The sequence below is a fragment of the Shewanella marisflavi genome, from assembly GCF_023283925.1.
Lineage (GTDB): Bacteria > Pseudomonadota > Gammaproteobacteria > Enterobacterales > Shewanellaceae > Shewanella > Shewanella marisflavi.
Map to the genome: position 1 here is coordinate 105,442 of NZ_JAKIKX010000003.1, position 23,821 is coordinate 129,262.

The window sequence follows — 23,821 nt, forward strand, 5'->3', positions numbered from 1 at the left end:
CATTACTTGTGTTTGAGACCGCCGAGTCTCATCGAGACACATCATTAGGACATTACCGTGAGTCAATCTGACGCTACTACGCCAAGCGGGGCTTTTGATAGCCTGCCGCTAAAACCCGCTTTGCTTGAGACCCTGCAATCCATAGGCTTTCATCAGATGACGCCTATTCAGGCCCAGAGTCTGCCTGCCATTCTCAATGGACAGGATGTCATAGGTCAGGGTAAGACGGGTTCGGGTAAGACGGCCGCCTTTGGTTTAGGGCTGCTTAACCGTCTGGATGTGAAGCGTTTTCGTATTCAGTCTCTGGTGATGTGTCCTACCCGTGAGCTGGCAGATCAGGTAGCGGCAGAGCTGCGCACCCTGGCGCGCGGTATTCATAACATTAAAATCCTCACCCTGTGTGGTGGTGTGCCTATGGGGCCGCAGATTGGCTCGCTGGAACATGGGGCCCACATCATTGTCGGTACACCGGGACGCATTATCGATCACTTAGACAGAGGTCGTTTAGATCTCGACAACGTCAACATGTTGGTGCTCGACGAGGCGGATCGTATGCTGGAGATGGGTTTTCAGCGCGAGCTGGATGCCATCATGCAGTCGGTGCCGCGCGAGCGACAAACCCTGCTGTTTAGCGCCACCTTCCCCGAGCAAATCCAAGGGCTTAGCGAGCAGATCATGATCGACCCCCTCATGGTGAAGGTCGAGGCCCAGCATGACAGCGAGAGCATAAAGCAGCACTTCTACGAGTGTGGCAACAACAATGAGCGCATGAAGGCGCTGCAGCTTCTGCTGTTGGCTCATCGCCCCGAGAGCGCCGTGGTCTTCTGTAATACCAAGCGTGAAACCAAAGATGTGGCGGCGAAATTAATTAACGCCGGTTTTAGTGTGGTGTCACTGCACGGCGATCTGGAGCAGCGGGATCGCGACCAGATGCTGCTCAAGTTTGCCAACAAGAGTGCCAACATCATGGTGGCGACCGACGTAGCCGCTCGCGGCCTGGATATCGACGCCTTAGACATGGTGGTCAACTACCATGTGGCCTATGACACAGAGGTGCACATTCACCGCATCGGCCGCACCGGACGTGCCGGCAGCAAGGGCGCGGCCTACACCTTCTTTAATCACGAAGATGGTTACAAGATAACACTACTGGCGGACCTTATCGGCCGCGAGATAGACGGCGAAGAGCTACCCGACGAAAGTCTGTTAAATACCCTGCCGCCTCAGCCTAGAATGGTCACTATTCAGATCGATGGTGGTAAGAAGCAGAAGGTACGTCCAGGCGATATCTTAGGCTGCCTCACCGGTGACAACGGCATCGAGGGCAGTGAAGTGGGTAAGATTAAGATCACCGAGTTTCGCTCCTATGTGGCGGTGGATCGTAAGGTGCTGCGCAAGGCGCTCAATAAGATCGTCAAAGGTAAGCTCAAGGGTAAGAGTTACCGGGCGTGGGAGTTGAATTAATTAATCGCGTAATATAGCGCGGTGATTGAAAAGGAGCTGACTGAGGTTTGCTCCTTTTTTGTTGCCTGGTGTTTGGCGGGGCTGCTCATCGAGATATCCTATCTCTTTGTTTGAGCGCCGTTTGGCAGCATGTTTAGTTGTTGAGAGAGTTTGAAGGTCGACCCTCATTGAAGCTTATTGCCTGCCGCAGGCTTAATGTGAAGCTACGCCTGTGAGACGGTGAGTGAAGCGCAGCTTTGTGTTCACGAACGAGAGGCATGGATGCCGAACTGGCTGTTAAACAAGGATGTTGTTTGAATATATCCCTATAGGCTCTACCGAAACATCCCTGTTTCGGAAGCTCACCGGCGTATCTACACTCGGTATCTAACGTCTCTCCGATTTGGCCGTGTTCGGTGTGAAGAGGGGGCAAAAAGCTGATTTGGTTTTGCCCTAAAGTGTGTTGGCCTTAGAATGAAGGTTTGGCATTTCTATAGTTTGCTTAATTAGCATTTGGCGACATCCTCATTTAATAAATGAGTTGAAGGTCGTACCTTCATTGCGATCTAACGCCTGCCCGGCGGGGGTTGTGCAGATACGCCTGTGACACGCTGTGCGCCATCCTTGGCCGCTCTGCGGTTTCATCCCTGAAACCGAAGGTCACCGGCGTATCTACACTCGGTATCCAACGTCTCTTCGATTTAACCGCACTGAATTCTCCCTAAGACAAGCTATTATTTTTCTATAAGAAACAGGCAAATATGTGACATAACATGGTGATCGCCACAGGTATACCGGCAAAGGAGGAGCGCCTCACCCTTGGGGAGCGTTTCGATAATGCCGAACTGGTTAACATCACCGACTTTCTCAAGGAGAAGGAAGAGGCGCAAGAGCAGGGCGAGCGGCCCTACGAGATGCGTCCTGATATATATGACACTCCGACCTTTATTTGCACTAGTTCACTAAAGAAATAGATGAGCCAAGCTGCCGACAAGGCTCTCAAAGATAACCGTCTTGAGTTACCCCTGGGTGCGGCTCTGGCGATATCTGGGCAGGTCATCGCTTATTGTGAGCCAGTCTGGCTGCTGATCAGTGTGAATATGATATCTGGGCGCCACAGCGTTTGGGTTATCCAGCGAGGCGATGCTCAGGGTGTAGTAATCTGGGTAATCCAGGCTGCGATAGCTGATGCTGGTACCACACTGGGCGCAAAAGCCGCGGCGAATGGTGTCAGATGAGGCGAATTCCTTGGGCGTGCCCTTGAGCCAGTTGACCTGCTCGGTCTTAAAATCCATCCAGCAGGCGGCCATCGCGCCTGTGCTCTTGCGGCATTGGCTGCAGTGACAGTAATCGCTGTCAAAGGGTTCGGCCGATACCCGGTAGCGCAGGGCACCGCACAGGCAGCCGCCACTCAAGGTGTTTGTTTTGTCTACTTGGTCTATTTCGCCTGTTGTCATGTCATACGCCTCTCCATGCCCAAAGCCATACTGTCGGTAAATTCCCAAGCTAAGTCAACGCTAGTGCCTGACCAATAAAAAAGCCCGTCAAATGACAGGCTTATTTTGCTAATTGCGGTCGTATGTCCGCTATCTGTGAGCTTAGACTTTAGGAGTCGCTTGGCTCGGGCGGCGACGTCTGCGACGCGCTGGGGCGTTACCGTCTCTGTGCTCGCTCTTGCCTTGGCCCGCACTTTGTTGCTTACCTGCAGATGCCTGACCTTGGCTAGCAGGCTTGCCACTGCCCGAGCGACCTTTGCTTTGGCCTTCATTATCTGCCTTGGGCCTGTTGGCCTTCTGGGGCTGGCCGCTGCGCGAGTTGCGGTTGCCCTCTGATTTGGGATTACGAGGTCCCTTGTGCTGTCCATGGCGCTTAGGTGTCAGCGTGGTCTCAGGCAGCTCGTGGGTCGGCTCAAAGCCCTCTACCTCGGTGCGGGGCAGTTGCTTGCCGATCAGACGCTCGATATCCACCAGTAGCTTAGCTTCTTCGCTGCTGACCAGAGAGATCGCCTTGCCGTCGGCGCCGGCGCGACCGGTACGGCCGATACGATGCACATAATCCTCGGGCACATTGGGCAGATCGAAGTTGACCACTTGAGGCAGTTGATCGATATCCAGGCCGCGGGCGGCGATATCTGTGGCGACCAGTACGCGTACATCGCCGCTCTTAAAGTTGGCCAGCGCCTTAGTGCGGGCGCCCTGGCTCTTGTTGCCGTGGATCGCCGCTGCGGTGATCCCTTTGCCGTCCAGGGTCTTGGCCAGACGGTTGGCGCCATGTTTGGTGCGGCTAAATACCAACACCTGCTGCCAGTTATTCTGTTTGATGAGGGCGATAAGGGCCGCCGACTTCTTACTCTTATCCACGGGGCAGATAAGCTGCTGTACCGTATTAGCCGTGGTGTTACGTGGCGTAACCGAGATCTCCACCGGATTATTAACCAGCCCTTTAGCCAGGGTGCGGATCTCATCGGAGAAGGTGGCCGAAAACATCAGGTTCTGACGTTTGGTCGGTAAGATGGCCAGGATCTTCTTAATGTCGTGAATAAAGCCCATATCCAACATGCGATCGGCCTCGTCCAGGACTAAGACCTCCAGCTGGCTAAAGCTAAGGGCATCTTGCTGGTAGAGATCCAACAGACGACCTGGCGTGGCTACCAAGATATCGACGCCGCGCTTAAGTTGACTGATCTGCGGCCCAATGCCGACACCGCCAAACACTACGGCGCTGCGAAGAGGCAGATGCTTTCCATAGGTGGTAACGCTTTCGGCGATCTGCGCCGCTAATTCGCGAGTAGGGGTGAGCACCAGGGCGCGTACCTGTTTGCTGCGGGCACGTGGTCCCTTGCTTAGTAGCTCGAGTAACGGCAGGGTAAAGCCTGCGGTCTTGCCTGTCCCGGTTTGCGCGGCGGCCATCACGTCCTTGCCTGACAAGACGGCGGGTATTGCCTGGGCCTGAATGGGGGACGGCGTCAGATAACCTTTTTCGGTTACGGCGTTTAAAATGGGGGCGGATAAACCTAGGGAGGTAAAACTCATAGATGGGTCTCTTGGGCTACAAAGGGCAGCAAAATACGGGGCCAAGTGCACTGGCGGGCGTGCAGCTTACAGTAAGACAGGCTAAAGTGCTATTTAATTCGCCTGATCGCCGTAGGGCCAGGGCGGGGATTGGTGCTAGGTTTTATGCTTATTAGCGCCTGGTTAGAGGGATCTTTTTTAGCGAATTGTGCGCGCTAATGATTGAGTTTTATCCAGAGGAGACTACAATAGCCGCCTTTCTGACGACAGTGGATAAATTCATCGACTGTTTCCCTCAATGAGCGGCAAGTTTGCACTCGAAGATCGAATTAGGAAATTAACATGACACAACAAAAGAAATACGGTCTTCGCGTGATCGAAGCCGAAGGTAGCTGGACCGCTGAAGTGACTCGTCGTATGACGGCGCGCAAGACAGTGGTGACTAAATCAAAAACTGGCTTTGCCACTGAAGCCGAGGCGACCGCCTGGGGCGATGAGACCCTAAAAGGTATCGTTGAAAACCTGATGGTGCGCAACGAGCGCCGCGCCAAGCAACGCGCCGAGCGTGATCAGGCGCTTGCCGATAAAGAAGCTGCCGCCGAGAAATGGCGCGCCGAGCGTGATGCGGCTGGCGAAAGCGATGACGACTTGTTCGACGAAGACGACGAGTAATCGCTCGCACAACATATGCGAAGAACCATAAAAAAGCCCAGCATCTGCTGGGCTTTTTGCGTTAGTGGAGATGAATTTCGCAACTTCCTTAGCTGATATAGCTCTGACCCGCGTAGAGCACAAAGTGTCTCAGCGCCAGCACCCCGGTGAGGCTACAGCAAGCTACTGCGATCATCACGCCCTTGCTGTGGCGCGTCTGTGATGGCATCAGCATGGTGAGCAGTGGGATGGCAAAACCGATACCGACCACACCGACCCAGAAGACACTTGCCCACACACCTGTAGTGAGTGACGCCAGCGCCGCTGCAGCTGCACCGCCCTTGAAGTAGAGGGCACAGAACAGCATGAACAGGAACATGATCTCGCTTAGCATCACGGGCAGTTCCAGGCCGTGCATCTTGCCCAGATTCGCATCATGGGGGTGAGTGTTAAACATCAGCAGCGCGCCAACGGCGTTGGCTGCGGCGCCTGCAGACAGACCCGATACCAAAAAGAGTGCCGGTAGCACAGCCGTGTTTAACATAGGGTAGGCGTTCATCGCCGAGATGAGGAAGCCTGTATAGGCACCGACACCAATGGCGAGCACAAATAACACCACTTCCATCGCCTTTCTAAATGGCATTAAGGCGTGTGCCACTGGCACTAGGAAGCCCAGTTTCCACTTAGGCAGCTCATCTCGCAACACAATTAAGGAGTAGGCGATCCCTATGGGTGAGTAAGCTAACAAAGCCAGCACCCCTATGGACATTACCGAGCTCAAGTTGTAGTTGATTAGAATAAGCCAGAAATCAAATGGCTTAGTTAAATCAAATATTAAGCAGGCAAGACCGACAGAGATAGCAACTGGGCTGATAATCGCCGCCGCTTTTAATATTGCACTCTCTACCGACTTATCTTTGCTGTACCAACGCAGACCTATGCCGATCAGAATGGAGCCTGCCGAGAGGCCTGCCATAAACAGGTAGACCGCGATAATCCAGTTCCAGGTGACTGGATCATATTGCGCCATATCGCCCCAGGTATTGTTCATGACTGTATCCCCCCACGTTTAGTTGGAATGCGATAAACCCTGGGCTTGGTACCCAGATGGGTCTTCTCCTGATAGGTCGCTTTAGTGTTGATCAGTTTGGCCACCTCGCTGCTTGGATCGTTGGCATCGCCAAAGGTGAGTGCATCGGTGGGACACACGGTCACGCAGGCTGGCAGTTCGCCACGGGCCAGGCAGGTATCCTTACAGAAGTTACACTTGTCGGCCGCCTTGGTTTCAGGGTTCATGAAACGTACCTTGTAGGGACAGGCCGCCACACAGTACATACAGCCGACGCACTTATCTTCTTTGATAGAGACCAGTCCATCTTCGCCCACATAGGCCGCGCCTGTCGGACAGACGGTGACACAGGGCGCGTTTTCACACTGCTGACAGGAGACGCGGTTGTATTTAAAGTGCAGGTGCGGGGCATCGCCAAAGGGGCCTTCGACTCGCACTTGCAGACGGGTGACCCCTTCTGGGGTGCCGTTTTCGCTGCGACAGGCGACGCTACAGGCCTGACAGCCGATGCAGCGATTCTCGTCGTGCACCATTACATATCGTTTACTCATACTGGACTCCTATTAGATCTTCGCTAGCGTGATGCCAGTAGTGTGAATATTCATGCCGCAGATAGGCGCCGTTTTGTTTGGCAGTAGGTTACCGCAGTGAACCCCTTTGCCGGTCGCTCTGGATAGCTCTTTGTTTTTAGAGCCGAAGCCCATGTAGGCGAACACGGTATCCTGACGAATACCCGGGGTGACCAGGGCGGTACCTTCTTCGCTGCCGACACTGCTGGTGAGGCGGATCTTATCGCCGCTGGCGATCCCTAAGCGTCCTGCTGTGATAGGGTGGATCCACACGCCGTTGTCAGACATCAGGTTGGCCAGCATGGGAATGTTGTGGGTGGCGCCATTGGTGTGCACCGCTACCTTGCCCTGAATAAAGTAGAGTTCGTTGTCCTGTTTGAGTTTGACCTCGCGGTATTTGATCACCCCGCGTCCGGCGGCCATCTGCTCGACCTTATCTGAGCTGAGTTCTATCTTGCCGCTTGGGGTCTTAAAGCTCATGGCGCTGGCATAGGTGCCGTCGTCATCGGTGGGCTTAGCGTTGGGATACTGCTTCACGAACGCTGCTACCATAGCGGGTTCACGCAGCATTAATGGCTTGCCGTAGCTGACATAGCCCTTTTGCTTGATCTCATTAAAGCGTGCTACGTCGCGATCGACTTGCAGCAGTTGCAGGCTTTCCATGTTTTCCCATGGGAAGTATTGCTCTAGCCCCAACTCGTGGCCTAGCTCTTTGAAGATCTGCCAGCTTGGCTTAGTGTTGCCTATGGTCTCAACCACACGTTGGCGCACGTAGTAGGCCGGACTCTTACCTGACTTGTCGGCAATCTCTTCGTCCCGTTCCAGATAGGTAGATTCGGGGAGAATGATGTCGGCGTAGGCCGCCGTTTCGCTGATATAGACATCGCAGCTGACCACAAATTCGAGTTTCTTCAGGGTCTCAACCACCAAGGCTCTGTCTGTCATGGTCTGCATCGGATTGGTGCGGCTCATCACCCAGGCTCTAAGCTGATAGGGTTTGGCTTCTAATGTGGCATCGAGAATGGTTTGATAGATACCGCCAGATGACCACATCATGGCGTACTGCTCATCTACCTGATCGATACGCTTGGCCTGCGGCTTAGGCATGCCTTCGACACCGGGTTTACCTAGACCAGGAGCGACCTTGTCACCGGCAAACTTGTTGTAAGTTTTAGCCTTCTTACCCAGGTAGAGGCCGCCCTTGCGCTCAATGTTGCCGATTAAGATGTTGGCGGCAAACAGGGCGCGGCGCATCTCAAACTCTTCTGGCGTGAAGGTGGCGCGGTGACCAAAGTCCACTACGGCATGGGGCGCCTTGGCGGCAAACTCATGGGCGATACGGCGAATGTCCTTGGCGGGCACGTCGCTGATCCCTTCGGCCCATTCTGGGGTGTAGGCTTTGACTTCCTTGGCGAAGGCATCAAATCCTTCCACGTGGCGCTCGATAAAAGCTTTGTCGTAGAGGTTGTCATAAATCAGCACATGGCACAGGGCCAGCGCGACTGTGACATCCGTACCCGGACGTATGGCAAACCATTCGTCGGCCTTGTCGGCGACCACAGAGAAGCGTGGTTCGAATACCACTAACTTGGCGCCTTTATCCATCTGGGCCTTCATCATGCCGCGAGTCTCGGACATGTTGATCCCTTCATAGAGATTGTGACCGAAGTTGATGATGTACTTGGAGTTGCCTAAGTCACGCTTCACCTTAGTGCCAAACATTGCCTTGGCGGCAATCACATAACCACCCGGGCAGGTAGTGGCATGGGTAAAGGTATTGGGTGAGCCGAAGGCCTTGGCTAAATGGAACAGGTGGCCTGAGAGTGAGCCAGATTTAGAGGAGAAGGCCACGGCCTCTGGGCCATGATCTTGCTTAATTTGATTGAGCTTCTGGGCGATCGTCTTATAGGCCTCTTGCCAGCTGATCTCTTCCCATTTGCCTTCACCGCGCTCGCCGACCCGGCGAAGCGGTTTGACGATACGCTGCGGATCATACAGCAGGCTGTGTCCGGCGCCGCCTCGGGCGCAGACTTTACCGCCAAAAGATTTGGCTGCCTTATTACCGCTAATAAATACATTCTTGTCATCGACGACCCGTGCCGAGATGGGACAACGCGTCGAACACATTTCACAGATACTGGCGACTTCCTTGCCCACCCCTTTTAAGGGTTTCTGCTCCAGCGCAGCTAAAGAACCGGGTAATAATGTCGCTAGCGCACAGCTTGCACCCCCTGCGCCGGCGCCCTTAATAAACGTTCGTCTATCAAGCTCTATCATGGTTTCCTCCTTCATCTGCCTGAGCAGATGAAATCACACACTGTTATTGGTTTTTGTTCCCTCCCGCAGGAGGTCTGAGGCCATTGTTATCCCATATGAAATACAGGGGTATTGTGGTAAACCACATAGGCTGAGGTGGCGTGATCTGGCGCAACGATTTTTAGCGCGAATGTAAAAAAAGTGTGATCTTCGCTCTCGCTTAGAGGCAAGGAGGTGGGGGAACCGCTGGGTGATAAAGGCCAGGGCTAACAGCCAGGCTGAGCCGAGTGAAAAGTCAGAAAGTGTATCTTAAGTGTCAGATTTGGCTGTATTTTGCCAGTTCGGCCAGGTTGTGTACCTTGAGCTTTTTCATCACGTTAGATCTGTGCACTTCTATGGTGCGCAGCGATAAATAGAGTGCCTCGGAAAGTTGCTTGTTGGTTTTACCTTGAATCAACAGTTCCAGAACTTGATGTTCACGCTCGCTGAGGGTGGCCAGGTTTTGACTCAGCTGCAGCGCCTCGAAGGCCTTCTGGCTGTGGAGCATGCTCTTGTCGATGGCGGCCGCCAAGGCCTGACCCGAGACAGGTTTTTGGAAGAAGTCGCAGGCGCCCTGGCGAAAGGCGTTGACCGCCATGGGCAGGTCACCATGGCCGGTGAGAAAGATGATCCCAAGTGGGCTTTGCTGGTCCAGGAGTTCCTGTTGCAGTGCCTGACCGCTAATGGCTGGCATGCGGCTGTCGAGGATGACGCAGCCTGGCTGGCTCAGATCCACCTCTTCTAAGAAGTGCAGGCCAGAGACAAAGGTGGTGAGTTGGTAGCCAAACTGGCGCAGCATATAGCTGAGCGAATCGAGCACCGCTTCATCATCGTCGACCAAGTAGAGGGGCAGGGTTTGTGACATGGGATCTCCTGAGTCAGTTGCATCTAGCCTAGCGCCTTGATGGGCAAGCGGCAAAAACGGCGTTTGGGCCTTTGAGACAGATCACTAAATGATAATTTTCTGATGGAGGCCCTAGAGGGAGTTTGCACCGCTTCACATCAAAGCGTGGACTTCTTGCTTAGAGTAGGGCTTGGATTAAGTGATTGGGTGCGCGATGAAAAGGCAATTAGGTAAATGGTTAGTATCTTGTCTGTGCACTGGCTGGCTGAGCCTGTTTGTGCCCTGCCTGTTACTGAGCTCCAGTGCCAGCGCCGAAGGGGGCAAGCAAGAGCGCGCGGATCTTATCCATCTCAGAGTCGGGGTATTGGCTAATCACGGGGTGCAGAAGGGAATTGAGCGCTGGCAGCCCATGATGGATTACCTTTCTCAAGAGGTGCCTGGCACCCATTTTGAGGTGGTGCCGGTGGATTTCGATGAGATGAGCCGCCAACTGCTGGCCCATGAGCTGCAGTTTATCGTCACCAACCCAGGCCAATACTTAAACCTCAGTAGTAACTTTCCGCTTTCCTGGCTGGCGACCATGAAGAGCCACATGCATGGCGGTGCCACCTTTGCCATCGGCTCCACCATTATCGTGCGCGCCGACAGTCAGATCTATACCCTGCAAGATCTCGAAGGCAAACATCTGGTGGCCAGTGACCCTCAGGCGTTGGGGGGCTATCAGGCCGCCATAGGTCTGCTGCATAAGATGGGTTACAACCCTGAGAACTACTTCGCCTCGCTGCGCTTTCTGGGTTTTCCCTTAGAGCCCATCGTCTATCAGGTGCGCGACGCGACCGTCGATGCCGCTATCACCCCCTTCTGTACTCTGGAGGAGATGATTGAGGAGGGGCTGGTAAACAAGGAGGATTTTCGGGTGATCCACCCCACCAAGCCCGCGGGCTATGAGTGTTTGGTGAGTACCCAGCTTTATCCTAACTGGTCATTTGCCGCTGCCGATACCGTGCCCTCGGCCATTACTCAGAAGATCACCCAGGCACTGTTTGCCTTGCCTTCGGATCATCCCGCCGCCATTCAGGCCAAGACACTGGGCTGGACAGCCCCCATCAGTCAGCTTAGGGTGATTAAGCTGTTCAAAGAGTTACAACTCAAGGCGCCACCGCCACCCCTGCATCATACGGTATTGAAGTGGATGGAGAAGAACAAGGAGTGGGGCCTGACGTTTCTAATGCTGTTTCTGGTGTCGACCGTCTATCACCTCTGGCTGGAATATAAGTTCAGGCAGAAGAGTGACTTTTTGATCGACACCGAGCGCCAACTTAAGGACAAGGCGCTGCAGGTAGAGCGGATGAAGAGCGCGGCGATCCTCGGCGAGATAGGCTCGGGTCTGGCCCATGAGCTGAACCAGCCTATCGCCGCCATTACCCAATACAGCGAAGGCGGCATGATGCAGCTTAACCGTCATGGTGATGCCGACTCAGAGCTCTACGAGCTGCTGGCCAAGATCAACGCCCAGTCTACTAGGGCAGGCGCCGTGGTGCACCGCATTCGAGGTCTGCTTCAGCGGCGTAAATCCCAGTATGAAGAGCTGTCTCTCGATGAGCTGGTCACCAACACCTTGGCGCTGTTTCGCCGCGAGTTTCAGCAGCAGGGCGTTGTCCTCACTCAGGAGGTTCAGGGCGAGCCCTATCGCCTGTGCGGCGACAGCGTCGGCCTGAATCAGGTGCTGGTGAATCTGATTAAAAACAGTCTCGATGCCATGGCCGAGATGCATTCAGAGCGGGAGAAGCGGCTGCTACTCAGCCTTGATTATGGTGAGCAACAGGTCATCCTCAAGCTGGTGGATAATGGCCCCGGCCTCAAGGGTAAGGCGCAGGATCTTATGGCTTCCTTCTACTCCACCAAGGATGACGGTCTGGGGCTGGGGCTTGCCATCTGCTGCGACGTGATGCGTCAGCACAAGGGCAAGTTCACCATAGATAATTGCGCCGATCACGCCGATCTTCCCTGGAAGGAGGGATGCGTGGTGAGTTTAACTTTACCAAGAAAGTTGGGGGCTTGTGAGAAGGGAAGTTAGCCGGTTGGGGCTAATCGGCAAATTAGCCTTGTTGCTGGCTGCATCGGGATTTAGCTACTTTGTTGTAGCGTTAGCCTGAGTTGTGACCTAACGCCTGCCCGGCGGGGGATGTGCAAGCACTCTTTTGGCACGCCACGAGCACTTCCATGTGGGCTTCACGGCGGCGTCCATGCCGCCGAGAGCCAAAAGCGTGCTTACACTCGTATCTAAGGTCTCTTCGATTTGGCGGTATTTTTTACTAAGAGCGCCTATTTGTAGGGAATTTTACATTTTATGGATTATATAACTGTTCTATCATGGCACTGTTAAAAACTTGCCCCTTCTGAGATAAAGTCTCTTCAAGTGACTTATAAGTCATGTCTGTTAGTTTAAATGCTTGGTCTATATTTAAAACTTTATGTGAGTCGCAAACTAGGTTTATTATTTTTTGAATTATATGATCTAGGTAGTCGTGAATGTTTTCTATTAGCGATTCTATATAAGTTGGTGTTGTTCCGCTATGTACAATCATATTTCTTGCACGATAAATCCTTCTTACTTGCCAACCAATTCTAGTAGAATGAGATTTTAACCCATTAGACATGTTTTGGGGAGATGAATGTACGTGTTCAAGATAATTAAACCTATCTGTAAGTAAATGAAAGTCTTTGAATGAGCTTTTGAGTTCTTCACGTTTTTCTTCATGTTCAGGTAAGGATAAAAGTTTAGCAAGTTTTATCGTTTGGTTGTCTCCATCGATTTGTGATAATACCTTTTTTACTTTTGCTCTATCCCAGTGAAAAAGATCTCTTGTCAACCTTGCTACAAGTCGTTGGTAATAACCAAGATTTAAAAATGGTATTGTGCTTTTTATTATATGCTCGATATTTGATATGTCGTCATTATGGCTCGCTGGAATTATTGACTCTAATGCAATCCATAAGTTTAGCATTTGATTTTCGGTAGAATCGCTTTTTAGAGCTAAAGAGTGTAACTCTGCGGCACGAGTAAAAATTTTAAATGAATTTTTTTCTAAACCAAAGTCTGCAAGAAAACGATTTGCTTGCATTGCCGCTCTAGATGGTTTTTGGTCTATACATTTATGCATTGCGTTAGTTCGCAATCGTGAACGACTAATTTCTGAATCAGTATCGTTTATGATAAGGCAATCAGTCGTCCAGTTTAATTGCTTCTTGTGATGAAAAATTCCAAATATGGTGCTTAACATTTCAAGAGTTACTTCTGCTGTACTTTTGGCTGAAAAATTGTCTCTAGCTTTAACATCTGAAATGCAGACATACATTTCGCTATCGCTTTTATGAAATCTATGGTTGGTTGTGTTTATTTTTAACTCATCAATGTCATTTGCTAAAATTATATCAAATTTCTTGAGTGAGTCTCTGTATAATTCAATATCATTACTTGATTTGAAAATTAGTCTATATGACTTTGCTTTCTTGCAAAATATCTGAATGAAGTCAGATATTGCATTGTTTCCATGAATCCTGTTTTTTTCGTAATGAAAGAATTTCTTTGTGGTTTCTGATATGTACTCTGTGCTGTATCCTAAATTTAATAGTGTTGTTGAGTATGTTCTTGCTAGAGACCGTATTCTAGAAAAGTCTTCCTTGCCTTCAATAGCTTGAGTTAATAATTCTTCATTCTTTCTTTTGTAATTTTTCAAGTTTATCTGACGCAGTATTAGTTCTATTACTGTCTTTTTGTCTTCAGGTGCGCTCTTTGGGTCGCGCAAAATTGAATTAACTTGTTTTAGTTTTATCGATAAAAGTGATTGAGCTACTTCATCTTTAGATAGGTTGTCACAAAGCTCATCTATTACATGCTTTAAATTTGGTACTTTAATAGTTCCCTTATTTATTTCGTCCAGAACATCAAGTGCTTCCTCGCATAATAAGCTTGAATTCATTGATGATGGCTTGTATGTATCGAGAGAAAAGTCAAAGAAAAGCTCATCAAATAATTGAGCGAAAAATAATAGGTTTTTGCTGTTTTCAACATCATCCCATTTTTCAGTATTTCTGTATTTCATAGGCTTTCCCTATTACAGCACTAATGATGAAAGAACGAATGCTTAATGTTGATTAATAACTAATACAACTAGCATGCGAAATTATGGTTATATTATATAAGTTTATATTTTATAACAATATTTTTGTAGGTTTCTTTTTGAATTTTGGGTATTTGGAGTTAGTGAGATGATGACTAGGACGAGCAACATTATATTGAGTCAAATCGAAGAGGCGTTGGATACCTGGTGTAGATACGCCGGTGAGCTTCCGAAACAGGGATGTTTCGGCAGAGCCTAAAGGGATTTATTCACGGCGTCTCACAGGCGTATCTGCACAACCCCCGCCGGGCAGGCGTTAGATAAAATTGAAGGTGCGACCTTCAAGCATACTCCCAAAGATTGATTTCGGTAGTGGTTACACTCATTAACCTAGTCACCAGAAGACTGTATGAAATCCATCAAAACCCAACAAACCTGACACCTTAAAAACCAAACTCGATAAAAACTGAGTTCCCAGTTTTTTTGATCTAGCTCAATTTTTGTGAGCCTACTAACAATTCCCCACCCACTGGTTTATTCCTGTGCGATTGCCTGCGATACTCTTCTATCGAACTTAGTATCCTGCCTGATAACGCGCGGAGCTCAATGGATAAAACCCTCGAAAAAGTCCTCGGCCGCTGGCTTAAACAGCAAAAATCGGCCTGTGGCGCCTATCTTAATTTAACTGTCCTGTTTGGCGTGCTCACCGGCTTTGCTCTGGTGGCCCAGGCCTATCTGCTGGCAACCATGCTTCACGGTTTGATCATCGAAAACCTGCCGCGGGAAGCCTTTACTAGCGAGTTTATCGCCCTGATTGCGGTGATAGTGCTGCGAGCGGCGCTGGCCTACGGGCGTGAGCGCATCAGCTTCAAGGCGGGCATGTTGCTGCGCAGCCGTATTCGTCAGACTGTACTGGATAAGCTGGTGGAGCTGGGACCTGTGTTTATCAAGGGGCGTCCGGCGGGGAGCTGGGCCAGTATCGTGCTGGAGCAGGTGGAAGATCTCCATGATTTCTATGCTAAATATCTGCCGCAGATGATGCTGGCGGGCTTCATTCCCCTGACCATATTGGCCGTGGTATTTCCCATCAACTGGGCGGCTGGGATCATCCTGCTGGCGACCGCACCGTTGATCCCTCTGTTTATGATCTTGGTGGGCATGGGCGCCGCCGATGCTAACCGTAAAAACTTCGGCGCTTTGTCGCGCCTCAGCGGCCACTTCATGGATAGGCTGAGGGGGCTAGGCACGCTTCGTCTGTTCCATGCAGGGGCAAGGGAGCAGCAGGCGATCGAGAATGCCTCGGAGGAGTTTCGTAGCCGCACCATGGCGGTGCTGCGCATGGCGTTTCTCAGCTCGGCGGTACTGGAGTTTTTCGCCGCCGTTTCTATCGCCGTGCTGGCCGTCTATTTCGGTTTTAGCTTTTTAGACCATCTCGATTTTGGTCATTATGGTGCTGGCCTAACCCTGTTTATCGGTCTGTTCGTACTGATTTTGGCCCCTGAGTTTTATCAGCCACTGCGTGACATGGGCACTCACTATCATGCCAAGGCCCAAGCCATAGGCGCCGCCGAGGCATTGATGGAGCTGCTTAATCACCAAGGGGATGAGGCTGTTGATGCGCAGCGAACGACCTTTGCCAGTGAAACTCCTCTGAGCATTAAGCTGCAAGGGGCCGAGGTGTTAAGCCCGGACGGCCAGGTGTTGCTGGGGCCGATAACGGCTGAGATCTCCAGCGGCGAGCAGGTTGCCATCGTCGGGCCGAGCGGGGCGGGTAAGACCAGCCTGCTCAACATGCTATTGGGCTTCTTATCTTATCGCGGCAGTGTCCTGGTCAATGGCGAAGAGCTGAGCAGCTTAGGCAGGGCGAGCTATCGTCGTTACCTTGCCTGGCTGGGACAGGAGCCGCAGCTGTTTCACGGCACCATTGGCGACAACGTCGCCATGGGCAAGACGATGACGGATGAAGCCATCTATAAGTTGCTGGACAGTGCCCGTATCGGCGATTTTGTAAGGGCGCAGCCAGAGGGGCTATCTCACCCCATAGGGGAGCAGAGCGCCGGGGTTTCAGTGGGTCAGGCGCAGCGTCTGTGTCTGGCAAGGGCGCTTGGGCAGTCGGCCAAGCTGTTTGTGCTCGACGAGCCGACCGCTAGCTTAGATAGCCATAGCGAGGCGGCGGTAATGCAGGCACTGACTGATGCGCGTCTCGGTGCCACTAGCCTGCTGGTGACCCATCGTCTGGATGCCTTGGTTGAGATGGATAAGATCTGGGTGCTCGATGGCGGCAAGCTGGTGCAACAGGGGGATTATCACACCCTGATGGCCGAGCCCGGGCTGTTTAGCGACCTGTGTCATCGACAGGAGGAGGCGTAATGAAACATCTGGTGCCTTTTATCAAGCTGTTTAAGCGCCAGTGGCTGATGATGCTGGTGGGACTACTGCTAAGCGTGACGACCCTGATGGCGGGTATTGGCCTCTTGTCTCTGTCGGGCTGGTTCCTGTCGGCTACCGCTGTTGCGGGACTGAGTGTGGCGACCGCTCAGGCCTTTAACTATTTCACGCCGGCCGGTGGGGTGCGTTTTCTCTCTATTGCCCGCACCGCCAGCCGCTATGGTGAGCGTTTGGCGACCCATGAGGCCACCTTCCGTCTGCTGACTGAGCTGCGAACCTGGGCCTGGGGCAAGCTGATGCCATTGAGCGCCAAAGATCTTAGCCATCTGCGCGGTGGCGATCTGCTCAATCGTCTGGTGGCGGATATCGACACCCTAGATCATCTCTACCTGCGGCTGATAACGCCGCTGCTGGCCTCGCTACTGATGATTGCCGCCCTGTATGGTTTTCTTTCCTGGTTCGATAGTGAGCTGGCGCTGACCCTGTGTAGCGTGCTGCTGACCCTGTGGTTTTTGTTGCCGCTGGTCTTCTATCGCCTGGGTCACAGACCGGGAATTGCCCAATTGGAGAACCGACGTCAGTATCGGGTGCTGCTGCTGGAATACTTGCAAGGTCAGGCGGAGCTGACCCTGTTTGGCGCCGAAAAGCGCTTTAGGGCCGAGCTGGATGACGCCCAGGTCAAGCTGTTTGCCAGCCAGTCCACCATGACGGCGGTGACAGCCCTGAGTCAGGCGTTATTGATCCTAAGCCATGGCCTGGCGTTGGTATTGATCTGTTATCTCGCCGCCGATGGCGTGGGGGATAAAGTACCGCCCGGGCCGCTGTTGGCTATGGTGGTGTTTATGACCCTGGCCTGTATCGAGATGTTGATGCCGCTAGCGGGCGCGTTTCAACACCTGTCGGCCTGCGTGCAGGCAGCCGAGCGGGTAAGCGATATTACCGAGCGTCGCCCCAGCATTGGCTATGGTGACGTGGTCAGCCTGTCGGCGAGTCGCGGCGCACTGTCGATTGCGGATGTGCGTTTTGGTTATCAGCCGGGCCAGAAGGTGCTTGATGCACTGAGCCTTGAGGTGAAACCGGGCGAGAAGGTAGCCCTGCTAGGGCAAACCGGCTGCGGTAAGTCGAGCCTGCTATCGCTTATCACCCGGGAGTGGACGCCCGAGTCGGGCACTCTCTTACTCGATGGCCGACCCATTGAGGCCTACAGCGAGCAGGCGCTGCGCCGCGCCATGACGGTCGTGAGTCAGCGTATCTATCTGTTTGCGGGTACCTTGCGCGATAACCTCACCCTGGCGCAGTTTGAGCAGGCGAGCGAGGGCAGCCGCGCCGAGCGTAAGGCCTGGCGTGAGGCTAACGATGCCAAGTTAATTGAGGTGTTAGAGCGTGTCGGTCTGGGAACATTAACCCAAGGCGACAAGCCGCTGGATAACTGGATAGGCGAGGGCGGTAGGCAGCTCTCAGGCGGCGAACGTCGCCGTATCGGGGTCGCCAGGGCACTGCTACGCGATGCGCCGCTGTTGCTGCTCGACGAGCCGACCGAAGGGCTGGATCAACGCACCGAGCGGGAGATCATGGCGCTGCTACTCGATTTTGCCAAGGATAAGACCATGGTGATGATTAGCCATCGTCTGACGGCCATGGAGAAGATGGACTGTATCCACCTGATGGAAGCGGGCAAGATCCGCATTAGCGGCAATCATCAAACGCTGCTGGCCCAGGATGCCCATTATGCCAGCCTGAATCGGGTATTGAGTTAGGCGTCTGCTTAGTCCTTATCCTTAGTTCTTTTAGCCCTTGTGATGGGTAATAAAAAAGCCAGTGGTTGTCCACTGGCTTTTTTGTTTGTCGCTTAACGAGAGCGCTTAGCGAGCGAGATTAATCCTCGCTGTCACCCAGAGAAAGCAGGGTCGCGTTACCGCCGATGGCGGTGATGTTGTTGGTGCGCGTCTTCTCGGTCACGAAACGGCTCAGGTAGTGTGGACCACCCGCCTTAGGACCTGTGCCCGACAGGCCTTGGCCGCCGAATGGCTGTACGCCAACCACAGCGCCGATCTGGTTACGGTTGATGTAGACGTTACCCACATTCACCTTGTCGGCCACTTCCAGGGCGTGACCCTCGTTACGGCTGTGAATGCCCAGGGTCAGACCGAAACCGGTAGAGTTGATCTCGTCGATCACCTTAGGCAAGTCGGCCGCCTTGTAGCGGATCACGTGTAGGATAGGCCCGAAGTGTTCTTTTTCAAGCACCTTGATAGAGTCGATCTCGACCGCAGTCGGTGCCACGAAATGACCATTTTCGGTACCCGCTGGCAGCTCCAGCTGGTTGATCAGACGACCCACCTGCTTGATATGGTCGATGTGCGCGTTCAGGTTCGCCTTGGCTGTCGCATCGATCACTGGGCCTACATCTGTCTTCACTGAGTTTGGATTGCCTATGGTCAGTTCGTCCATGGCGCCCTTCATCACGTCGATCACGCGCTCGGCGATATCTTCCTGTAGATAGAGCACACGCAGGGCTGAACAACGTTGACCGGCGCTAGTGAACGAAGAGGAGATCACATCGTTAACCACCTGCTCAGGCTGTGACGTTGAGTCCACTACCATGGCATTTTGACCACCCGTTTCGGCGATCAGTGGGATGATGGCACCGTCGCGCTGAGCCAGTGTCAGGTTGATGCGCTTAGCGGTCACGGTCGAGCCGGTAAAGCAGACGCCGCCTATACGCTCATCGGCGGTGATGGCCGCGCCGACGGTAGCACCAGTTCCTGGCAGGAACTGCAGGGCTTCTTTCGGAATACCGGCTTCATGGGCCAGCTGCACCGCACGGTAACCCACGATAGAGGTTTGCTCGGCAGGCTTAGCAACCACAGTGTTACCTGCCGCTAGCGCCGCTGCGACTTGACCTAGGAAGATCGCCAGTGGGAAGTTCCACGGGCTGATACAGACGAATACGCCGCGACCTTGCAAGAACAGCTCGTTCAGCTCACCCGTTGGGCCAGGCAGTAGTTCAGGCTTGCCCATCATCTTCTTGGCTTGTACCGCGTAGTAGCGACAGAAGTCCACCGCTTCGCGCACCTCATCGATGCCGTCTTGAATGCTCTTACCCGCTTCACGGGTACAGAGGGCGATCAGCTCTTCGCGGTTCTCTTCTAATAGATCTGCCAGCTTTTGCAGGGCATTGGCGCGCACTTCAACCGGAGTTGAGCACCAGCTGCCGAAGGCGTTGTGAGCGCTGGCCAGGGCCTGCTCTACCGCCTGATTGTTGGCGAAGGCAACCTTGCCGACGATCTGTGTGGTGTCGTAAGGGCTCTTCACCTCAATGGTGTCACCGCTGAGGGTTTCGCCATTGACGATTGGGCCGGCAGACCACTGTTGATCTTTAAACTTATCCAGTGCGGCGAAGAAAGGCTCAGATTCTGAGATGATGTTCATGTTGATTCCCTTGGAGTTTTTACGCTCGGCGCCGAAGATGTCGATGGGCTGAACGATTTTATTGTTGGCTAGGGTTTTATAGCTTTGTAGGGTCGTCAATGGATGGACAACCAAAGATTCGATCGGTGTCTTAGGGTCGACCAGCTTGTGCACGAACGAGGTGTTGGCGCCGTTTTCTAGCAGGCGACGTACCAGGTAGGGCAGCAGATCTTTATGGGCACCCACAGGGGCGTAAATACGTACCGTGCTCACGCCGCTCTCGGCCAGCAGGGTGTCATATAACTCTTCGCCCATGCCGTGTAGGCGCTGGAACTCATACAGACGATCGCCGGCCATGTCGGTAATGGCGGCCACAGTCTGGGCGTTGTGGCTGGCAAACTGCGGATAGATGGCGCCGCGGGTGGCGTCAGACAGCAGGTAGCGCGCACAGGCCAGGTAGGACACGTCAGTGCCTGCTTTGCGGGTAAACAGCGGGTAGCCGCCTTCACCAGCTACCTGAGCCCATTTCAGCTCGCTATCCCAGTAGGCACCTTTCACCAGGCGTACAGGGATCTCATCGCCCTGATCTTTAGCCAAGCGGGTGAGCCAGCACAGCACAGGCAGGGCACGCTTAGAGTAAGCCTGCACCACTATGCCAAGCAGACCCCAGCCCTTGGCTGTTTCTGAGTTATAAAGCTTCTGGAAGAGTTTCAGTGATAGTTCGAGACGGTCAACCTCTTCGGCATCGATAGAGACGCCCACATTGAGGCTACGCGCCTGTGAGACCAGCTTGACGAGCGTGTCGTACAGCTCGGTCATGGTTCTGTCTTCGTTAGCCACCTCGTAGCGAGGGTGCAGCGCAGATAGCTTGATAGAGATAGTCGGACGTGGCGCCTCACTCTCATCGTATTGCTGCGCGCCCAGGGCCGCGATGGCACTGGAGTAATCTTCAAAGTATTTCTGCGCGTCTTTCATGGTCAGGGCGGCTTCGCCCAGCATGTCGTAGCTGTGGGTGTAACCCAGCTTGCGCTTGTCGGTGCTGTTTTTCAGCGCCTCTTGCACAGTGCGGCCAAGCACGAACTGCTTGCCCATGATCTTCATCGCCGCCAGCATGGCTTGACGGATCACTGGCTCGCCCAAGCGGTTGACCAGACGGTTTAGTAGGCTGCTTGGCTTGCCGTCTATGCTCTTGTCCAGGGTGATAATCTTACCTGTGAGCATCAGGCCCCAGGTCGATGCGTTGACCAGGGTCGAGTCACTCTTGCTCAGGTGCTCATCCCACTTGGCGCCAGAAAGTTTATCTTCGATCAGGGCGTCGGCGGTTGCGGCGTCGGGAATACGCAGCAGGGCCTCAGCCAGACACATCAGGATGATCCCTTCTTGGGTCTCCAGGCTGTACTGTTGCAAGAAGGCGTCGATACCGACCATGAGTCCTTTCTTGTCGTATTGACGCACCTTGTGCACCAGGTCGTGAGCACGCTTGGTAATGCGCTGAATCTCGTCGTCGCTCGAGGGAACAAGCTTAATCAGTTCAGAGAGGTATTGCTCTTCGTCGACAATATAGTTGTTGGTGATCGCTTGAAATAGCTCATCTAGGGTAGCTGAGTCGTAACGACCAGTCAGAACTTCACTTGCTTTGAACATAGTAATCACTTCCACCTGGACCTAAATAGGGACAGTTTTGGCTTGAACAAAAGGTAAGTTTTCAGGCGTTTAGTATTATTTTTGTATACAATCTGGCGCCTTTCGCGCGCCGATTATACATCCAAAATGTGACGAGGGACACTCTTGTGTGGGCGAATGTGACCTTTGTTTGATCTCATCCGGCCAGAAGGCGCGTGAGGCCACTGTTTATGGGGCCTGTGGCGAATAAAAGCGCAGCTAATTGGCGCCCAGATTTGAGCTGGATTGGATAGTAAAAAGCCAGGAACTGGGTCCTGGCTTGTTTGTTTCTGGCAAGAATTACCAGCGGTTTTTCTGGCGACGACGGGGACGCGGCAGATAGACCAGGATGACGCCGATTAACACACCAATACCGGCGATCATGCCGCCTTGCTTCATCAGCTCGAAACGCTCATCATTTTTTAACTTGGTCAGCTCACGAGTCGCGCTGTCACGCTCGCTCGAGGCTTTGGCTAGGGCTTCTTCGGCGCTGGCCAGTTGTGTACGTAGCTGGCGTATCAGCTGCGCGCTGCTGTCGCTCTCGTTAGTGACGCTCTCAAGCTCGGCCTTGACCTTGTCCAGTTCGGCCTGTACTTCAGGCAGCTGCACACGGAAGCTCTTGCTTGATTCGAGCATCTTGCTATCGACCCAGCCTTCGCGGCCCTTGTGGTCAACCACTTTGGCGTAGTCATTTTGCATCTCACCCAGGTAGGTGACGGGCTGACCGGCTTCAACACTGCCTAAAATGCGGTATTGGGTGCCTGGACCACCGTGGAGGAAGGTGTAGACGTTATCTGAGATATAACGGGTTTGCTCTGCCGCCATTAGCGACGATGACAGCAACATCATTGCAAGGATAGATAGGAGTCTTAACACTTTGAGTTCTCTTCAGCGAAATATTGGCACATGCTAGGGATTTAGCTAGCTATTTGCAAGTCCAACATGGGAAGTGTTACCAGGAATTAATCTTAGTATCAGTGCCATCTGGATAGATACCTTGCCCAAAACAGATCCGTTGCAATGTGATACAAAAAAGGAAGCCCTGAGGCTTCCTTTTTCTTTTCTCAATGATAGGGCTTAGCTTAGCTAAAGATCCCTTTAATCATGAAGAAGAAGATGATCGACAGACCCGCGCCCGCAGGTAGGGTGACGACCCAAGAGACCACGATGTTACGCACTACGCCGATATTGATCGCAGCGATACCACGAGCCATACCTACACCCAGTACTGCACCGACTAGTGTCTGTGTGGTTGAGATAGGCAGACCAGTACCCGAGGCGATAACCACGGTTGATGCGGCAGCCAGCTCGGCGGCAAAGCCGCGGCTTGGGGTCAGGTGGGTAATGTTTTTACCTATGGTTTGCATCACGCGCTTACCAAAGATAGCCAGACCCAGGACGATACCAAAGGCACCCAAAGGTAAGATCCACCATACCAATTCAGCTTTGCTGGCGATCTCACCACCGCTATTTACAACGGATACCACTGCAGCCAGCGGGCCAATTGCGTTGGCGACATCGTTAGAACCGTGGGCGAATGCCATACAACATGCGGTCACAACCATCAGGATAGCGAACACCTTCTCCACGTTGCCAAACTGGGTTTGACGATCGGCGCTCTTGCTCATCTTCAGACGCTTGATGGCTACCATGCCGCCAAGACCAACCAGGATGGCAATAAAGACAGCCAGTGAGTAGGCTTCCACATTGGTAAAGTGCAGACCAACGTGCTTAAGACCCTTCTTGATGGTCACCAGTGACATCACAAAACCAGCCAGTGCCATATAGAAAGGCACATAACGCTTAGCGTTTTCCAGCGGATTGTCAGTGTTGAAGATCAGCTTTTGTACGCTTTGGAAGATGGTAAAGGCGATAAAGCCTGAGATAGCCGGGGTGACCACCCAAGAACCGACGATCCCAAATACCTTGCTCCAAGCAACAGAGTCAGCACTTACACCAACGGCGGCGAAACCAACGATAGCGCCAACGATAGAGTGAGTGGTAGATACTGGCCAGCCCAGTGCTGAGGCTACAACCAGCCAGATACCTGCAGCAAGAAGCGCAGAGATCATACCGTAGACCAATAGCTCTGGTGAGTCGACAAAGTAAGCCGAGTCGATGATCCCTTTACGGATCGTGCTGGTTACTTCACCGCCTGCTAGGTAAGCACCGGCAAATTCGAAGATCATTGCGATGATGATCGCTTGTTTAATGGTGATCGCGTTAGAACCTACTGAGGTTCCCATTGCATTAGCGACATCGTTCGCGCCAATACCCCACGCCATTAAAAATCCAAATGCAGCCGCAATGGCGATCAGCCATGGGCCATTGGTGATTAATACATCAACCATGTT

16 protein-coding genes are annotated in these 23,821 nt (G+C 52.8%); 6 read left to right on the forward strand and 10 right to left on the reverse strand.

What is annotated here, in order from left to right; genetic code table 11:
• Nucleotides 1–57 precede the first annotated feature (57 nt).
• Entirely contained in the window at nt 58–1,464 is a 1,407-nt protein-coding gene (gene dbpA / locus L2712_RS08085; RefSeq protein WP_248977446.1) for an ATP-dependent RNA helicase DbpA, read from the forward strand.
• Between the two features lie 752 nt (nt 1,465–2,216).
• Entirely contained in the window at nt 2,217–2,417 is a 201-nt protein-coding gene (locus tag L2712_RS08090) for a hypothetical protein (RefSeq protein WP_248977447.1), read from the forward strand.
• A 45-nt stretch (nt 2,418–2,462) separates the two neighbouring features.
• On the opposite strand, the gene L2712_RS08095 is transcribed toward L2712_RS08090, so the two are convergent.
• Both L2712_RS08095 and L2712_RS08100 read right to left on the reverse strand, forming a co-directional pair.
• Entirely contained in the window at nt 2,463–2,900 is a 438-nt protein-coding gene (locus L2712_RS08095; protein ID WP_248977448.1) for a GFA family protein, read from the reverse strand.
• A 141-nt stretch (nt 2,901–3,041) separates the two neighbouring features.
• Nucleotides 3,042–4,475 carry a DEAD/DEAH box helicase gene (locus L2712_RS08100; RefSeq protein ID WP_248977449.1) on the reverse strand — a complete coding sequence of 478 codons (1,434 nt, stop codon included), beginning with the start codon at nt 4,473–4,475 and terminating at the stop codon, nt 3,042–3,044.
• Nucleotides 4,476–4,796: 321 nt separating this feature from the next.
• Here L2712_RS08100 and L2712_RS08105 point away from each other — a divergent pair, with 321 nt between their 5' ends.
• Complete coding sequence (locus L2712_RS08105) at nt 4,797–5,126, forward strand: DUF3622 domain-containing protein (protein WP_033538710.1); 330 nt, start codon at nt 4,797–4,799, stop codon at nt 5,124–5,126.
• An 88-nt stretch (nt 5,127–5,214) separates the two neighbouring features.
• Here L2712_RS08105 and nrfD read toward each other — a convergent pair whose 3' ends face one another.
• The 4 genes from nrfD to L2712_RS08125 all read right to left on the reverse strand — a co-directional run bounded on the left by nrfD (nt 5,215) and on the right by L2712_RS08125 (nt 9,903).
• Entirely contained in the window at nt 5,215–6,156 is a 942-nt protein-coding gene (gene nrfD, locus L2712_RS08110; RefSeq protein ID WP_033538709.1) for an NrfD/PsrC family molybdoenzyme membrane anchor subunit, read from the reverse strand.
• Nucleotides 6,153–6,725 (reverse strand): 4Fe-4S dicluster domain-containing protein, encoded by a 573-nt coding sequence (locus L2712_RS08115; RefSeq protein ID WP_248977450.1) that lies wholly within the window; start codon nt 6,723–6,725, stop codon nt 6,153–6,155. Before L2712_RS08115 ends, nrfD begins: the two co-directional genes overlap by 4 nt.
• A gap of 12 nt (nt 6,726–6,737) precedes the next feature.
• The gene (gene phsA, locus L2712_RS08120; RefSeq protein ID WP_248977451.1) at nt 6,738–9,020 is read right to left on the reverse strand and encodes a thiosulfate reductase PhsA; all 2,283 of its coding nucleotides are present in this window, start codon (nt 9,018–9,020) and stop codon (nt 6,738–6,740) included.
• Between the two features lie 295 nt (nt 9,021–9,315).
• Nucleotides 9,316–9,903 carry a response regulator transcription factor gene (locus L2712_RS08125; protein ID WP_033538706.1) on the reverse strand — a complete coding sequence of 196 codons (588 nt, stop codon included), beginning with the start codon at nt 9,901–9,903 and terminating at the stop codon, nt 9,316–9,318.
• 193 nt (nt 9,904–10,096) lie between these two features.
• Here L2712_RS08125 and L2712_RS08130 point away from each other — a divergent pair, with 193 nt between their 5' ends.
• A complete protein-coding gene (locus L2712_RS08130; RefSeq protein WP_248977452.1) occupies nt 10,097–11,959 on the forward strand; it encodes a sensor histidine kinase in 1,863 nt (620 codons plus the stop codon).
• A 271-nt stretch (nt 11,960–12,230) separates the two neighbouring features.
• Here the strand turns inward: L2712_RS08130 and L2712_RS08135 are convergent, their stop codons facing one another.
• Nucleotides 12,231–13,988 carry a HEPN domain-containing protein gene (locus L2712_RS08135; protein ID WP_248977453.1) on the reverse strand — a complete coding sequence of 586 codons (1,758 nt, stop codon included), beginning with the start codon at nt 13,986–13,988 and terminating at the stop codon, nt 12,231–12,233.
• 624 nt (nt 13,989–14,612) lie between these two features.
• On the opposite strand from L2712_RS08135, the gene cydD reads away from it, so the two are divergent.
• Together cydD and cydC are read left to right on the forward strand one after the other, a co-directional pair.
• Complete coding sequence (cydD, locus tag L2712_RS08140) at nt 14,613–16,376, forward strand: heme ABC transporter permease/ATP-binding protein CydD (RefSeq protein ID WP_248977454.1); 1,764 nt, start codon at nt 14,613–14,615, stop codon at nt 16,374–16,376.
• On the forward strand, nt 16,376–18,151 hold the full coding sequence (cydC, locus tag L2712_RS08145; RefSeq protein WP_248977455.1) for a heme ABC transporter ATP-binding protein/permease CydC: 1,776 nt from the start codon (nt 16,376–16,378) through the stop codon (nt 18,149–18,151). The genes cydD and cydC overlap by 1 nt, the downstream gene beginning before the upstream one ends.
• A gap of 118 nt (nt 18,152–18,269) precedes the next feature.
• Here cydC and putA read toward each other — a convergent pair whose 3' ends face one another.
• From putA to L2712_RS08160, 3 genes are all read right to left on the reverse strand, one after another.
• Nucleotides 18,270–21,449 carry a bifunctional proline dehydrogenase/L-glutamate gamma-semialdehyde dehydrogenase PutA gene (gene putA, locus L2712_RS08150; protein WP_248977456.1) on the reverse strand — a complete coding sequence of 1,060 codons (3,180 nt, stop codon included), beginning with the start codon at nt 21,447–21,449 and terminating at the stop codon, nt 18,270–18,272.
• Nucleotides 21,450–21,767: 318 nt separating this feature from the next.
• The gene (locus L2712_RS08155) at nt 21,768–22,316 is read right to left on the reverse strand and encodes a TIGR04211 family SH3 domain-containing protein (protein WP_081953789.1); all 549 of its coding nucleotides are present in this window, start codon (nt 22,314–22,316) and stop codon (nt 21,768–21,770) included.
• Between the two features lie 233 nt (nt 22,317–22,549).
• Nucleotides 22,550–23,818 carry an inorganic phosphate transporter gene (locus L2712_RS08160; protein WP_088903812.1) on the reverse strand — a complete coding sequence of 423 codons (1,269 nt, stop codon included), beginning with the start codon at nt 23,816–23,818 and terminating at the stop codon, nt 22,550–22,552.
• Nucleotides 23,819–23,821 lie beyond the last annotated feature (3 nt).

What these genes read in the sequence shown, in the direction of transcription:
- L2712_RS08090 (WP_248977447.1), top strand. Translation starts at nt 2,217, where the DNA reads ATGGTGATCGCCACAGGTATACCGGCAAAGGAGGAGCGCCTCACCCTT.
- L2712_RS08135 (WP_248977453.1), bottom strand. Translation starts at nt 13,988, where the DNA reads ATGAAATACAGAAATACTGAAAAATGGGATGATGTTGAAAACAGCAAA.
- L2712_RS08105 (WP_033538710.1), top strand. Translation starts at nt 4,797, where the DNA reads ATGACACAACAAAAGAAATACGGTCTTCGCGTGATCGAAGCCGAAGGT.
- L2712_RS08155 (WP_081953789.1), bottom strand. Translation starts at nt 22,316, where the DNA reads ATGATGTTGCTGTCATCGTCGCTAATGGCGGCAGAGCAAACCCGTTAT.
- L2712_RS08160 (WP_088903812.1), bottom strand. Translation starts at nt 23,818, where the DNA reads ATGGTTGATGTATTAATCACCAATGGCCCATGGCTGATCGCCATTGCG.
- cydC (WP_248977455.1), top strand. Translation starts at nt 16,376, where the DNA reads ATGAAACATCTGGTGCCTTTTATCAAGCTGTTTAAGCGCCAGTGGCTG.
- L2712_RS08115 (WP_248977450.1), bottom strand. Translation starts at nt 6,725, where the DNA reads ATGAGTAAACGATATGTAATGGTGCACGACGAGAATCGCTGCATCGGC.
- phsA (WP_248977451.1), bottom strand. Translation starts at nt 9,020, where the DNA reads ATGATAGAGCTTGATAGACGAACGTTTATTAAGGGCGCCGGCGCAGGG.
- L2712_RS08100 (WP_248977449.1), bottom strand. Translation starts at nt 4,475, where the DNA reads ATGAGTTTTACCTCCCTAGGTTTATCCGCCCCCATTTTAAACGCCGTA.
- cydD (WP_248977454.1), top strand. Translation starts at nt 14,613, where the DNA reads ATGGATAAAACCCTCGAAAAAGTCCTCGGCCGCTGGCTTAAACAGCAA.
- L2712_RS08095 (WP_248977448.1), bottom strand. Translation starts at nt 2,900, where the DNA reads ATGACAACAGGCGAAATAGACCAAGTAGACAAAACAAACACCTTGAGT.
- L2712_RS08125 (WP_033538706.1), bottom strand. Translation starts at nt 9,903, where the DNA reads ATGTCACAAACCCTGCCCCTCTACTTGGTCGACGATGATGAAGCGGTG.
- nrfD (WP_033538709.1), bottom strand. Translation starts at nt 6,156, where the DNA reads ATGAACAATACCTGGGGCGATATGGCGCAATATGATCCAGTCACCTGG.
- L2712_RS08130 (WP_248977452.1), top strand. Translation starts at nt 10,097, where the DNA reads ATGAAAAGGCAATTAGGTAAATGGTTAGTATCTTGTCTGTGCACTGGC.
- putA (WP_248977456.1), bottom strand. Translation starts at nt 21,449, where the DNA reads ATGTTCAAAGCAAGTGAAGTTCTGACTGGTCGTTACGACTCAGCTACC.